The organism is Neobacillus muris, from assembly GCF_943193175.1.
GTDB classification, from domain to species: domain Bacteria; phylum Bacillota; class Bacilli; order Bacillales; family Cytobacillaceae; genus Neobacillus; species Neobacillus muris.
Genome location: NZ_CALPDF010000031.1, coordinates 40,743 through 54,450, shown reverse-complemented (window position 1 = coordinate 54,450; position 13,708 = coordinate 40,743). Strand labels below are relative to the sequence as shown.

General features: G+C 44.1%; 10 protein-coding genes. 5 read left to right on the top strand and 5 right to left on the bottom strand.

Annotated elements, in window-relative coordinates; translation table 11 throughout:
- Window positions 1-471: 471 nt before the first annotated feature.
- Window positions 472-1,704 (top strand): peptidase T, encoded by a 1,233-nt coding sequence (pepT, locus tag NFS43_RS17600; RefSeq protein ID WP_251554068.1) that lies wholly within the window; start codon window positions 472-474, stop codon window positions 1,702-1,704.
- Between the two features lie 41 nt (window positions 1,705-1,745).
- On the opposite strand, the gene NFS43_RS17595 is transcribed toward pepT, so the two are convergent.
- On the bottom strand, window positions 1,746-2,684 hold the full coding sequence (locus NFS43_RS17595; RefSeq protein WP_251554067.1) for a phosphotransferase family protein: 939 nt from the start codon (window positions 2,682-2,684) through the stop codon (window positions 1,746-1,748).
- A 132-nt stretch (window positions 2,685-2,816) separates the two neighbouring features.
- Between NFS43_RS17595 and NFS43_RS17590 the strand changes: the two genes are divergently transcribed.
- Window positions 2,817-2,942, top strand: coding sequence for a DUF4023 domain-containing protein (locus NFS43_RS17590; RefSeq protein WP_251554066.1), 126 nt, complete (start codon window positions 2,817-2,819; stop codon window positions 2,940-2,942).
- Window positions 2,943-3,011: 69 nt separating this feature from the next.
- On the opposite strand, the gene NFS43_RS17585 is transcribed toward NFS43_RS17590, so the two are convergent.
- From NFS43_RS17585 to NFS43_RS17565, 4 genes are all read right to left on the bottom strand, one after another.
- Entirely contained in the window at window positions 3,012-3,614 is a 603-nt protein-coding gene (locus NFS43_RS17585) for a hypothetical protein (protein WP_251554065.1), read from the bottom strand.
- Window positions 3,615-3,626: 12 nt separating this feature from the next.
- The gene (locus NFS43_RS17580; protein WP_251554063.1) at window positions 3,627-4,799 is read right to left on the bottom strand and encodes a ParM/StbA family protein; all 1,173 of its coding nucleotides are present in this window, start codon (window positions 4,797-4,799) and stop codon (window positions 3,627-3,629) included.
- Window positions 4,800-5,202: 403 nt separating this feature from the next.
- On the bottom strand, window positions 5,203-6,627 hold the full coding sequence (locus tag NFS43_RS24555; protein WP_338150620.1) for a L,D-transpeptidase family protein: 1,425 nt from the start codon (window positions 6,625-6,627) through the stop codon (window positions 5,203-5,205).
- 311 nt (window positions 6,628-6,938) lie between these two features.
- Entirely contained in the window at window positions 6,939-10,022 is a 3,084-nt protein-coding gene (locus NFS43_RS17565; protein WP_251554062.1) for an efflux RND transporter permease subunit, read from the bottom strand.
- A 98-nt stretch (window positions 10,023-10,120) separates the two neighbouring features.
- On the opposite strand from NFS43_RS17565, the gene NFS43_RS17560 reads away from it, so the two are divergent.
- The 3 genes from NFS43_RS17560 to NFS43_RS17550 all read left to right on the top strand — a co-directional run bounded on the left by NFS43_RS17560 (window position 10,121) and on the right by NFS43_RS17550 (window position 13,707).
- Window positions 10,121-10,948 (top strand): TetR/AcrR family transcriptional regulator, encoded by an 828-nt coding sequence (locus tag NFS43_RS17560; RefSeq protein ID WP_251554061.1) that lies wholly within the window; start codon window positions 10,121-10,123, stop codon window positions 10,946-10,948.
- Window positions 10,949-11,071: 123 nt separating this feature from the next.
- The gene (locus tag NFS43_RS17555; protein ID WP_251554060.1) at window positions 11,072-12,175 is read left to right on the top strand and encodes a GerAB/ArcD/ProY family transporter; all 1,104 of its coding nucleotides are present in this window, start codon (window positions 11,072-11,074) and stop codon (window positions 12,173-12,175) included.
- Window positions 12,175-13,707, top strand: a complete 1,533-nt coding sequence (locus tag NFS43_RS17550) for a spore germination protein (RefSeq protein ID WP_251554059.1) — start codon at window positions 12,175-12,177, stop codon at window positions 13,705-13,707. Before NFS43_RS17555 ends, NFS43_RS17550 begins: the two co-directional genes overlap by 1 nt.
- Window position 13,708: the final 1 nt, after the last annotated feature.

Here is a 13,708-nt window from a genome sequence, read left to right as displayed (position 1 = left end):
TCCTTTTCGACAGTTAGCTCGGCTTTTCCGACAGTGGCGGCTTCTCTCCCGACAGTTGCGCTCGCCTATCCGACAGTTGCGCTCGCCTATCCGACAGTGGCATTCCTTTTCGACAGTTAGCTCGGCTTTTCCGACAGTGGAGGCTCCTCTCCCGACAGTTGCGCTCGCCTATCCGACAGTGGCATTCCTTTTCGACAGTTAGCTCGGCTTTTCCGACAGTGGCGGCTTCTCTCCCGACAGTTGCGCTCGCCTATCCGACAGTGGCATTCCTTTTCGACAGTTAGCTCGGCTTTTCCGACAGTGGAGGCTTCTCTCCCGACAGTTAGCTCGGCTTTTCCGACAGTTGCGCTCACCTATCCGACAGCTTCCATACTTCATACGGCAGTTAGCCGCTACTAAAAAAGTGTAGCCTTCATTATAAAGTGATATGATAATGATGTAAAAATCAGAAAAAAGGGGAGTGTACCCAGAGTGAAGGATGAACTGATCAAGAGATTTACTTCCTATGTAAAAGTCGATACCCAATCCAATGAAAACAGCGAAACCTGTCCATCAACAGAAGGGCAGTGGACACTGCTTCGCATGCTGGTCGACGAATTAAAGGAAATTGGCATGGAGGAAGTAACCATTGATGACAATGGCTACGTCATGGCGACACTGCCTGCCAATACAAACAAAGACGTGCCAACCATCGGCTTCCTTGCCCACGTTGACACCGCGACCGACTTCACAGGAAAAAATGTCAACCCGCAAATCGTCGAAAACTACGATAGCGGAAATATCATTTTAAACGAAGAACTAAAAGTGGTCATGTCGCCAGCCGATTTTCCCAACCTGCAAAACTACAAGGGACACACCTTAATCACAACCGACGGAACCACCTTGCTGGGGGCAGACGACAAATCGGGGGTAACCGAAATCATGACCGCCATGGCGTACCTGATTCAGCATCCCGAAATCAAGCACGGGAAAATCCGTGTCGCCTTCACGCCGGATGAAGAAATCGGCAGAGGGCCGCATAAATTCGATGTCAATGCCTTCAACGCCAAATACGCTTACACCGTCGACGGCGGCCCATTAGGAGAGCTCGAATACGAAAGCTTCAATGCCGCTGCAGCCAAAATTACCATCAAAGGAAACAATATCCATCCAGGCTCAGCCAAAAACAAAATGATCAACTCCATGAAAATCGGCATGGAATTACATAGCAAGCTCCCTGCCGCAGAAGCACCGGAGCATACCGAAAACTATGAAGGCTTCTACCACCTGATCTCGTTTAATGGCGAAGTCGAACAAACCAAGCTCTACTATATTATCCGGGACCATGACAGGGACAGCTTCAATAAACGGAAAGCCACTATTGAAGGCATCGTAAATGAGCTGAATCAAAAATATGGCGAAGACACCATCCAGCTTGATTTAAAGGATCAATATTACAACATGCGGGAAAAAATTGAACCAGTGAAGGAAATCGTCGATATTGCCCAGCAGGCAATGGAGAATTTGGATATTACACCGATCATCCAGCCAATCCGCGGCGGCACAGACGGCTCCCAGCTATCCTTCATGGGGCTGCCAACGCCTAATATTTTTACCGGCGGCGAAAACTTCCACGGCAAATACGAATTTATTTCCGTGGATAATATGGTCAAAGCCACCCAAACGATCATCGAAATCATCAAGCTTTATGAGCAAAAAGCATAACAAATAAGCTAACCCGGCTCTGTCCGGGTTAGCTTATTTGTTTAAAAAAGACGCTCCAGACACTGCTTTAAGACCGCCGTCGTCTCCTCCAGCTGGTTTTCCAGCCGCTCCCTTGGCCATTTTCTATCATCTGCCGCAAGATCCTGCTGAATCAGCCACACCATCCACATTGAAAACACAGCAGAATATAAATGATATTCATACATAAAGGCATCTGGGTCTGCCACTTCAAACTCCACCTCATCCAGATAAAGACTCAGCACTTGATCCCGAAATTCTCTGGTGATTTTTTTCGGAAACAGAGGATGGGACAAATCGAGCAGATGAAACAAATCCCAAAAGGGGGAGTTAAGATGAGCATGCTCCCAATCCAGAACTACCAGCCGCTCCCCGACAACAGCAAAATTGCCCAAATGCAAATCTCCATGGGAAAGAACCTGTTTCTTTGAAAATATGAAACTATCAATTATGAAAAAAAACCGATGAATATCGTCTCCTTCAATCCCAGCTAAAGGCAATTGCTGAAGCAGGCCATCCTTATTTAACCGAATATCAGCCGCAATATCCTCAAAGCGCGGTTTCTGACCCGCCCGCGGAATGTCCAAAAATGGCCCAATCGGCAGGGAGTGCCACCATGCCATGATTTTGGCCAATCTAATAACGCTATCTTCATTAAAATCATGGGAAAGGGGGCCTAGATCCTCCACAATCATCCAACTTATCTCTGGTTTACGGGTGGTGGAACAAGAAATGATTTTTGGATAAATCGAAGGAAATTGGGATAGAATTTTCCGATGAACCCATACCTCCTTCCCAAATTGAGTATCATTTGTTAAGGGTTTGAAAATATAGGATTCACCCGCATTTAAATAGAATCTTTCCACAAACCTGCCATTCAGCCCTCTATACAGTTTTTCCCTTTTCCAAACATGCACGCCATTTAAATCCCCATTATCCAGCACGATATCATCAGGCAGCATTCGCACCACAACCTATTCCGATTTGTCGTTATACACTATTTATATCATACTTCCTTTTCTCCAATGCCTGCATGTTTCCTGCACTCTTTGGATACATTAACCATTGTCCAATGGATAAGGAGGGGTTGCTGAATGAATCAGGAAAACACACATGAATTTGTCGAAAAAATTCATGAAAAACAAGCAAAGGACCAAAAGAACCGTCAGCAGCAGGGGACCAATAAGCCCAGCAAACAGCTGCCAAATAAGCAGCACTAATCTGCCAGATTCCTAACTAATAAGCCCCGCATCGAAAATGAGCGGGGCTTTTCTTAGCTGCTTCCATCATTATTTGTTCATATTGGCCAAAAACCCGCCAAGCAGGTCAGCTGCATCCAATTCTTCTTCTTCCTTTTCTTCACCCGGCGCCGGCTCTTTGACGGCCTTTTCCCAATCAAATAGGCTCAGATCATCTTCCATTATATCCAAGTCAGAAGGGGAGGGAGGCTCCTCTATGCCAGCAGCCGCCTCTTCTGCCGGTTCATTTGTCATTGGCGTTCCAGCAACAAGGTTCTCCTGCAGATACAATGCTTCATCCAAATCCAGAGAATTGCTGGTTAATGAGGCAAGCAAGGCGGCGGAACGGACAGGGTCAGCGATCAGCTGGTAAATAATGCTCCCCAGCAGCGCTTCAGAGTGCTCATGCTTGAGCCAGTCCCGTTGGATCTTGGTTAGCTTTCTCGGAAGGGGGATAGTGATCGATTCTTTTTCCCGTGAAAAAGACTGGCTGACCCCTTGCATGACAAATTCTGCAATCGTGCTGGAGAAATTCCGCCGCTCTGTTTCCTTTATTTTTTGTAGCTGTTTTAATAAATGATCAGGCGTATCGGAGGGGACCCGGAAGGAAATCGCCTGCCCCCTCTTAATTTCATTAGCAGCAGCTTTTTTCATAGCATCACCTTATTAATTTTTCACAGGCTGCTTGTCCGCTTTTGATTTCTCTGACTTGCGGACATAATCCATGATCAACTTATAGTAGGCATTCGCCATCATCCATATGCTTTCTTTATCGTCTTCGAAAAATTCAATATTGTACCCATCCAGATTATTGTTTATCGTTTTAAGATAATCCTTTAACACATGGGCCCCGCCGCCGACAAAATAGCAGATCTCCGTCTGCGAGTTCTTTTGCCAGACATTGCGCAGCAGGCGGTATTGCTTTTTGGCCAGCTCTAACAAAATCCGGTCGGTAATATCGTGGACGCTGGTGCGGCTGCCTTTGACCATGATATGGTTGCGGTCATTTTTTCGGGTAATGATTTCCACAACATCCCGGCGGCTGTCGAGCTCCACCCCGTGCTTCTTTCTGATTTCCTCACGGATTGCCTCCAGTGATTCAGAAACGCCCAAATTGAATCCTTGGGCCTTGTCATCATCAACATTGCGATTTTTGATAACCGCAATATCGGTCGATAAGCCGCCGATGTCCTGGATTAAAATCCGTTTATCAATCAGATCCTTATTGATGATTTTCAGATTATTGTCCATGACCAAATTAATATAGGCGGCAAATCCTTCTGGGTAAACCTTCACTTCCTGAAATTTAATATTTACTTTTAATCCCTGATATTTTGGCGTGACCAAGAATTCCACCTGATGCACCGAGCTGACTAATTTGGAGCGGTATCCCGCGTCTTTTCCTTCCTTTACCTCGCGGAGGGGGAGACCCGTTCCAAGTGTATATTGGGCGTCAATGACATTTTTGGTCCGCGGAAAAAGCTGCGCATTCTCTTCCTTCACAGCATCTAAGGCCAGGGAGGCAAACAGCATCACCAGGGTTTGATCTTCTTCTGACTTGCTGCTCCCCGGATCTAATTCTGTCGCATTATCACTCTTGGCGGCTAACTGGCCAACACGGTAAATCACATTATTCTCTTTTAAAGCAGGGGAGTGGACCTTAATATGGATCCCCTCTAAAGGATTTTTTGTGTCCAGCTCTTCAATCCCGATGACGGGCCTGTCCTCTGTATCCCTGGCCGTAATGTTAGGGATATTTAATTCATATTCTAATTCTCCGAAAATGGCTTTTATGGAGTCGTTACCAACATCAACAGCGGCAATTCTAGATTTAGTCAATTTCTTCATTCCTTCCCGTTTAATAGATTTATGTAAAAAGGCTCTGTCTTCTATTAACGGTATAGGAGAATGCTAGATTGTTCAATCATTCCAAATGAAAAGAAACACAAGTGTAAAATTGTAAACAATATGTAAACCTTGATAATAATGTAAACAGATTTGTAAACATCCGGCACAGTTTTGTATACATCGCAGTCTCATGCGCTGTACACGACTTTGTTTACATGTAAACAGATTTGTAAACAAAATGAAGACAAATGGTAAACGTGTATACGAATTTGTTTACATAGTCGGACCGGTTGTTTTTTTTCAAAAAATAAAACGGCAAGTTGCCGTTTACGCCTTCTTCCCAATTGAAAAAGACACCTCACTATAAGGTGCCCTTGTTTTGATGAAATAGGACTCACAGTCCCGCAACCGCGAGATCATTCATGGAGCTGGACGCCATGTCCGCACTAACGTTAAGATAGTACCAGTAATTTTGATAGTAAACCCAGCCAGGCACAATAGCCTTATTAGTGCCTAAGTAATACGATTCACCAGACAGGTCAATCCAGCCTGTTTGGAGTCCGTCCTGAACAGGGCTGCCGGCCTCTCCTGCGTCCACCGGAGAAAATGCTGTTTTGAGAGCTCCGCTGGACTGGATATAATACCATTTTCCCGAGTCATTGACCCAGCCGGTTTTCATAGCTCCGGTACTATCAAAATAATGCCATTGTCCGTCCTGTGCCAGCCATCCCGTTTTGACCGCACCATTGGAGTCAAAATAATACTTCCGGCTGTTTTCCTCCAGCCATCCGATCTTCATGGCTCCCGTTGTATCCAAATAGTACTTGCTGCCGCCATCCATTAACCAGCCTGTCTTCATCACGCCATGGCTATCGAGATAGTACTTCATTCCGTTGTCTTCCACCCAGCCGGTTTTCATAGCGCCTGCACCGTCAAAGTAATACCTTTGGCCATTTTCTTCGAGCCAGCCGATTTTCATGGCTCCTTCTTGATCAAGATAATACTTTTGGCCCCCGTCTTCGAGCCAGCCCGTTTTCATCACGCCATCCCGATCCAAATAAAAGCGCTTTCCATCAGCATCAATCCAGCCCGTCTTCATCACGCCTTTGGTATCCAGGTAATATTTTTTCCCGTCGCTGGTGACCCAGCCGGTTTTCATCGCTCCCTGTTTATCAAAGTAATACCTTTTGCCCTCAATGGATTGCCAGCCTGTGGCGGGGGTGCCATTTTTATAATAGAACTTTTTGCCTCCTGCCTGCATCCAGCCATCTGCCGGAGTGGAAACCCCGGCAACGCCGGAAGAAGGAACCGTTACTCCATAGCCGTTTGCCAGCGCTATTTCATCGAAACCGCTTGCGGAATAAGTGATCACGACTGGCGTAAACTTTTGCACCTGGTCAAACAGCCAGCGGACTTCTTGATTGTGCATTCTGACACAGCCGGCACTTACATATTTTCCGATTGAACTTTCATTGCTGTTGCCATGGATGGCATATGTCGTGCCATAAGTCCCGCCGACTTCCAGCCCCAGCCAGCGGTCCCCTAATGGGTTGCGCGGGTCGCCCCCAGGAATATTTTGCTTATAATAAGGCCGGTTCTTGATCATGGTGACGATCCTGAATGTTCCTTCCGGCGTCAATGACCTTGATTTGCCTGTTGCTACTCTGAAGGTTTTGACTAATTTCCCACTGTCATAGAATGCTAGAGTGTTTGTTTTTTTATTAATAATAATCATTTGGGAACTACCATTGGCCTCAGTTTGGCCTGCATAAATAAAGAAGCCGAATAACAGAATGATAATGGCTGATAATCTCTTCATATTGATCTCCCCAATTATGTTGTTATTAATAAAAATAACATTTATCAGAGGAATATTTTGTCATATTTTATCGTAAAATTGTTTTCTTTTTGTATTTTTTTATTTTACATTTTATATTTTTAATCTTTACGTAAAAAAAACTGAAATTGCGGCGGCCGGGGATGAATCCTGGTACGCTTTATCTACATAAAATTTATTACTATTCCCAACTACTGCTTTTTTATTTGTATGACAAAATCCCTAAAGTAAAAAAGAGGCTGAGTTTCGACTCAGCCTCTTTCAAGCAGATCTTTTCATTTGGAAAACGTACATTAGTTTTCTTGGATGTCTTTGCGATTTTTCTTAAATAGTTTGGATAGTATTTCGTAAACGATTGGCACAATAATGAGTGTTAACAAGGTAGAGCTGGTCAAGCCGCCGATGACGGTGATGCCTAACCCTTTGGAAATCAAGCCGCTGCCGCCGCTGCCTAATGCTAATGGAATCAACGCTCCAATCGTTGCAATGGCCGTCATCAGGATTGGGCGCAGACGTGTTGCGCCAGCTTCGAGAATCGCTTCACGCATCCCCATGCCTTCACGTTCCATATGAATAATCCGGTCAACTAAGACAATCGCATTGGTTACGACAATACCAATTAACATTAATAGACCCATCATCACCGATACCGAAATCGTTTCGCCAGCAATTAACAAGCCGACAAATGAGCCGATTACCGCAAACGGAAGCGAGAATAGAATAGCAAACGGCGCAAGACCTTCACCAAATGTCACCACAAGGATAAAGTAGACAATTGCAATCGCCGCAAGCATCGCCAAGCCCAGCTGTGTAAATGTTTCCGTCATATCGGCCTGGACGCCGGCAACACCGACGGTCACACCTTTCGGCAAGTCTAATTTATCGATCTTTTTGCCTACTTCAGCCGTTACTTTCGAAATATCGTCACCGATGACCGTACCTGAAACGCTGGCATAGTATTCACCTTTACTGCGGGCCAATGTGTTCAATGTTGTCCCCTTCTTCACTGTCACCAATTCAGAAAGCGGCATCGTATTGCCAAGCGCAGTTGGTACCGGAGTCGCTAAAATTTCATCAATGGATTTCGGCTGTGCCGATTGTTTCTGCTGAACAATGACATCCAGTGCGTCACCATCTTTTTCAACAGTTGTTAAGACATCTGTCGTATTGTCAGGACGCAGCATCATGACTAATTGTCCGGTTGTTAACCCGTATTTCATTAATTCAGCTTGTTCGGTCCTGAAGGTATACTCCACATAAGGATCCTCAAGACTAGAGGTTACTTTTTCTAACCCGTCATTGTTCTTCAATATATTTTCAGCCTTTTTGACCGATGCTGTCAGTTTATCTAAGTCCTCACTATATAAGGTATAGCTGACTTCATTTTGATTCATCGACATCGACGAGAAGTTTTGGCTCTTCCACTCGCCAGATTGTCCCAGGTTGGTTACATAGTCTTCGATTTCATCGCGAACCTCAGGGAAATTCTTCATGTCCGGATCAAAGATAAGGTACATTAACGCGCCATCTCCGCCTCCGCCCATCATCGCAGCCATCGGGTCGCCGCTTTCTGTAACCGATAATTGGACAATATCGATATCGTCACGTTTTAACATCTTCTCTTCAACCGATTGAACATTTTTTAACGTATCTTCCTTCAGTTCGCCGGTTCCCGGAGTATAGGTCAAGTACATGACTTTTTCTTCTTCACTGCCCATGAAACTGAATCCAATAATTGGCGTTAAGGCTAAACTTCCTGCTAATAAAACAATCGCAATAATAGATGTGATCACTTTATGATTAAGAACTTTTTCCAGAATCCCTTTATACCAATTTGCTAATTTGCCGGCCTCTTTATGGCTGGATTCTGTTTTCTCACTGTATAACTTTTTCTTAAATAATCCGTGCGCCAAGGCAGGCACAATCGTAATCGCCACAAGAAGCGAAGCCCCCAGCGCAAACGTCATGGTCAAGGCAAATGGTGCGAAAAGCTCTCCTACCATACCGCCAACGAAAATCAATGGAGCAAAAACCGCAACTGTTACTAATGTCGACGCCAAAATCGGCTTGAACATCTCAATTGTGGCTTCACGAATCAATGCCCGTCCAGATAATTTTTCTCCTTTTAAGTGCATGCGGCGATAAATATTTTCCACTACAACGATCGAGTCATCAATGACCCGCCCAATGGCGACGGTAACCGCTCCAAGTGTCATAATATTTAACGTTATTTCCAGCCAGTGCAGCAGCAGGAAGGCCATGAAAACGGAGACCGGAATCGAGATAATCGAAATAATCGTTGATTTAACATCCCGTAAAAACAGCAGGATGATCAGCACGGCAATCAAGCCGCCGAATACGGCCTTCTCAACCATTGTTGATACAGAATCTTCGATTGGTTTTCCTTGATCAAGGGTAACATCAATTTTTAAACCATCGATTTTCGCCTGCTGGTCTTTCACCAATTCTTTTACTTCATTGACCACATCAACGGTGTTTGCTTCCTGCCCTTTCACAATTTGAATGGCAATGGCATCTTTGCCGTTTGTCCGTGAAACAGACTGTACTTTACCGACTGTTTCAATTTTGGCAATGTCGCTTAACTTGATAAACGGTGATGGGTTTGCTGCAGACGGGGTAACAGGAATGAGCATGTTCTTCAATTCATCCACCGTCATAAACTTGCCATCAATCGACACGGCCTGTTCGCCTTCTTCAAATTCATAAAGTCCTAAGGAAACCGCCATGTTGCTCGCTTGAATCATTTGCTTCACTTTATCTTCTGTCAGGCCATACTGAGCCATCTTTGCCTCGTCATACGTAAGGTCCACTTCTTCGATATGCTGGCCAGTAATGGTGGCGGATGCTACGCCATCAATTTTTTCAATTTTAGGAAGCAGGACATCTTCCACAGTAGACGTCAGTTCCACAATATCCTCTTTCGAGCTGCTGGCACTAAGGGCAACAACCGGCATCATGTTCATGCTGATGGCGGTAATTTGCGGCTCTTCGGCGCCCTCAGGCAATTTTACTGTATCAAGAGCGGATTCTAATGCACGTTTTGCTTCATCCATGTCAATTCCATATTCATATTCCACCTGCAGGCTGGACATATTGGAATAGGAGTTGGAATAGACGGCTTTGACATCTTCAAGTCCTTCAACCGCCTTCTCAATCGGCATCGAGACTTCTTCCATTACATTTTCAGGAGTAGCTCCGGGGTACACATCCATGACCATTAAATAGGGAATGGAAATGTTCGGAATCGTCTCCATGTTCATTCGTGTTCCTGAATAAATTCCAGATACGGTAATAATAATCGTAAGCAGCCAGACTGCTAGTTTATTTTTTAAGACAAAATTGACTAACCCTTTCACTATTACACCTGCCTTATTTGACTTATCAAACTCAATTACCTATAATACTGACTAGCCGGTCATTTGTCAACGAAAAACTATAGGAGCGATCAATAGCAATGATGAAAAAACAATTAATCATGGAGAAGTCCCTGGAACTATTTGCCAAGAAAGGGTTTGAAGCCACTTCCGTTCAGCAGATCACCGATTATTGCGGGATTTCCAAGGGGGCATTTTACTTAGCCTTCAAGTCTAAGGATGAGCTTATTTTTTCCTTAATTGATCATTTTATGAGTGGATTTGTTTCCGATATTGACTACATGGTCAGTACTGCGGATAAGGAGGAGCTATTATACCAATTTTTTTACAAAGCGTTCTATTCCTTTCATAAACATTCTGACTTTGCCAAAATCCTCATGAAAGAGCAGTCCCATACACTTAATCAAGAACTGTTTCAAAAAATGCATGACTATGACAGATTACTGGAAAACGTTATTTTAAAGATGATCAATCGCTTGTACGGCAATGAAGTCCAACAGACCAAGTATGATTTAATATGGTGCATTAAAGGATTCTTGAATACGTTTCCACATCTTCTGCTTTTCCACACGGTGCCGATAGATTTGAACGTCCTGTCCCAATCACTTGTAGAAAAAACAAATATATTAGCCAAACAAATGAAAAAACCATTTTTATCCGAGGAATTCATCGAAATCATCAATCAGCCGTTCAAGGAAGAAATGACGAAGGAACGGATTCTGGAATTAATCGATAAAAAAATAAAGGAAATAGACAGTCCCATTGAAAAAGAATCTCTGACCCTATTAAGACAACAGCTGATCGAACCTTCGCTGACTGCAGCCATCGTAACTGGGCTTATAAAAAATATTCAAGACCACCCCCATTGCAAGTGGATCTCCTACCTGCTTCGCCGCTACTTTGATTAAAAAAAGGGATGCTTCTTGTATTCATTAAGAAATGATGCAGGGAGATCCCTCCTTCACGTGAATAAAAACCCTATATTGGAAAACTCTATCGATAAAGATTCGTTATCCGAGGAGAATAGGAAGATGGTAACTGTTAAAATCAGCAAGATTCAGGCATTAATGCTGGGGATCTCCAGTGTAACGGTGACAGGGCACTTGTTTTATATACCCGTCATTATCTATTATGCAGGCAGAGACAGCTGGATTTCCTTATTGCTCGCCACCATTCCCGCCATTTTGATTGGATTTACGATTTCCTTTTTGGCTCAACGCTTTAAGGGACAGACTCTTGTTGAATACTCGCAGCTCATTTTAGGAAAATGGGCAGGAAAACTCTTGGCAATTATCTTTCTCGGTTACTTTTTTCATGAAATAACGCTTGATATTAGAGGATTTGGCGAATTCTATACTTCCGCCATTACCCCGCAGACGCCGATTCTCATTTATATGACCGCCATTTTTATCATGGCGGTTTATGCGGTCCGCAGCGGTTTGGAGGTATTAGCGAGAACCAATCAGGCCTTCCTGTTATTTTTGATTCCCATCGGTGTTCTTGCCTCTATTCTTACGCAAAAGGATAAAGACTATAAAAATTTTCTTCCTGTAATGAATAATGGATGGGATTCTATTTTGCTTGGAACATTAAGCATCACTGCCGTCTACTGTTCTATTTTTGTTCTAAGCATGATTTTATCCGATGTCTCTTCTGCGAAACATTTAAAAAAATACACTGTCATGGCCATGGTCATTCAAACAGCCATGTTTATCGGGCCGGTCACAGGGGTGATTGCTGTTTTCGGAGAAGAACGGGCAGTCGGCATGTACTTCCCCACCTTTCAGCTCCTGCGCGATATTGAAATCGGAACGTTAGAGCGGCTCGATGTCATTGGCGTTCTACTGTGGTCGCTTGGTTCCTTTGCAAAAGTGTCTCTGCTTTTGTATGCCCTTGCCGTTGGAGTTGCGCAATTGTTTAAGATTGACGATTATACCATTTTCGTACTCCCAATTGCCGCTTTAATCGTCATTGTCTCGTTTTTGAATAGCGAAGATTTCATTGGAATCTACCGGTTTGAGAGAGATATCTACCCGTATTATTCCACACTTGTCGGACTCGTCCTCCCTCTTATTTTGTTAATCGTCAGTCTGTTCCGAAAGAACATTAGTCCAATTAAAGGAGAACATCATTAATGTTCAAAAAAAACCGTAAGTTAACGAAGCAGGCACCAGTGAAGCAGGAAGCGGCCACTGAGAAATTAGCTTATGATTTACAAACCAATACGGATGAAATTCAAGAACAATTTGGAAAAAAATCAGATCTTGCCATCCGATTTTTTGAAGAGATGAAAATGGCTGTCGTCTATATCGAAAGTCTTGTAGATAACGAAACCATTCAGACACATGTGATCGAGGAACTTAACAACCAAAAGGCGAAACTGGGTGCAACCCCTTTAAAGGAGATATCGCTTTCCGTCAAAAAAGTAATCCAAATCGAAACCTCCCAGCAGCTTAAGGAGCAGCTGCTGCAGGGCTATACCGTTATTCTGAAGGACGGAGAGAGAATTGCCATTGCCGCTGAAACATCCGGCGGGGACAAACGGCCCGTTTCAGAATCTACAAATGAATCGGTTGTCCGCGGGCCAAGGGATGCCTTTAATGAATCGTTAATGACGAACATCGGATTGATCAGAAAAAGAATCCATACGGAAAAACTGAAGATTTATAAGTGCAAAATTGGAACATTGTCAAAGACAGCCGTGGCTATTTTATATATTGAGGGAGCCGCGAAAGACGAGAATTTTCAAGAAGTGAAATCCCGGATTGAAAAAATTGAAATTGATGGAATTTTAGAATCCCTATATGTGGAAGAAATGATTGAAGATCCGAATGGATACACGCCTTTCCCCACGATCTTTAATTCGGAGCGCCCGGACCGGATTACCGCAGGATTATTAGAAGGGAGAATTGCCATTTTGGTGGACGGGACACCTGCGGCCTTGCTCGTGCCGGCCACCATCGGGTTATTTTTAACCTCAAATGAGGACTATTACCAGCGCTATGATTTTGGCAGCTTTATGAAAATGCTAAGGGCGTTTGCTTACTTACTTTCCTTTGTCCTGCCAGGATTTTATGTTTCGATCTTAACGTATCACCAAGAAATGATTCCGACACCACTGCTCATTGCCCTCACAGGGCAAAGGGAGGGGGTGCCTTATGGAGTCGCCGTTGAAATTGTCCTGATGGAGCTCACCTTCGAAATTTTGCGGGAAGCCAGTCTCAGGCTGCCGAAAACGATTGGTGCCGCTGTATCCATCGTGGGCGGTTTAGTATTGGGCCAAGCCGCAGTAGAGGCCGGACTGGTGGGGCAGGCTACCGTTATCGTTGTCTCCTTTACAGCAATTTGCGCCTTTACCACCCCATCGTATAATTTGGCGATTGCCGCCCGGATTTTACGATTTGCAGTCATTTTTTTATGCGCCATATTAGGAATTTTCGGCCTGTTTTTCTGTTTAATCGTGCTGTTTACTCATTTGAACAAGCTTCGTTCTTTCGGCTCTCCGTTCCTGTCGCCCTTTGTTCCCTATCATAAAAAAAGCTGGATGGATTTCTTTTTCCGGCACCCTTGGTGGTCGATGGAAACAAGACCGAATGAAATTGCAGGAAGCAATCAGAGACGCATGCCAGAAGAAAGCAACAATCCTCATATGAGAAGGAGAAAGTAAG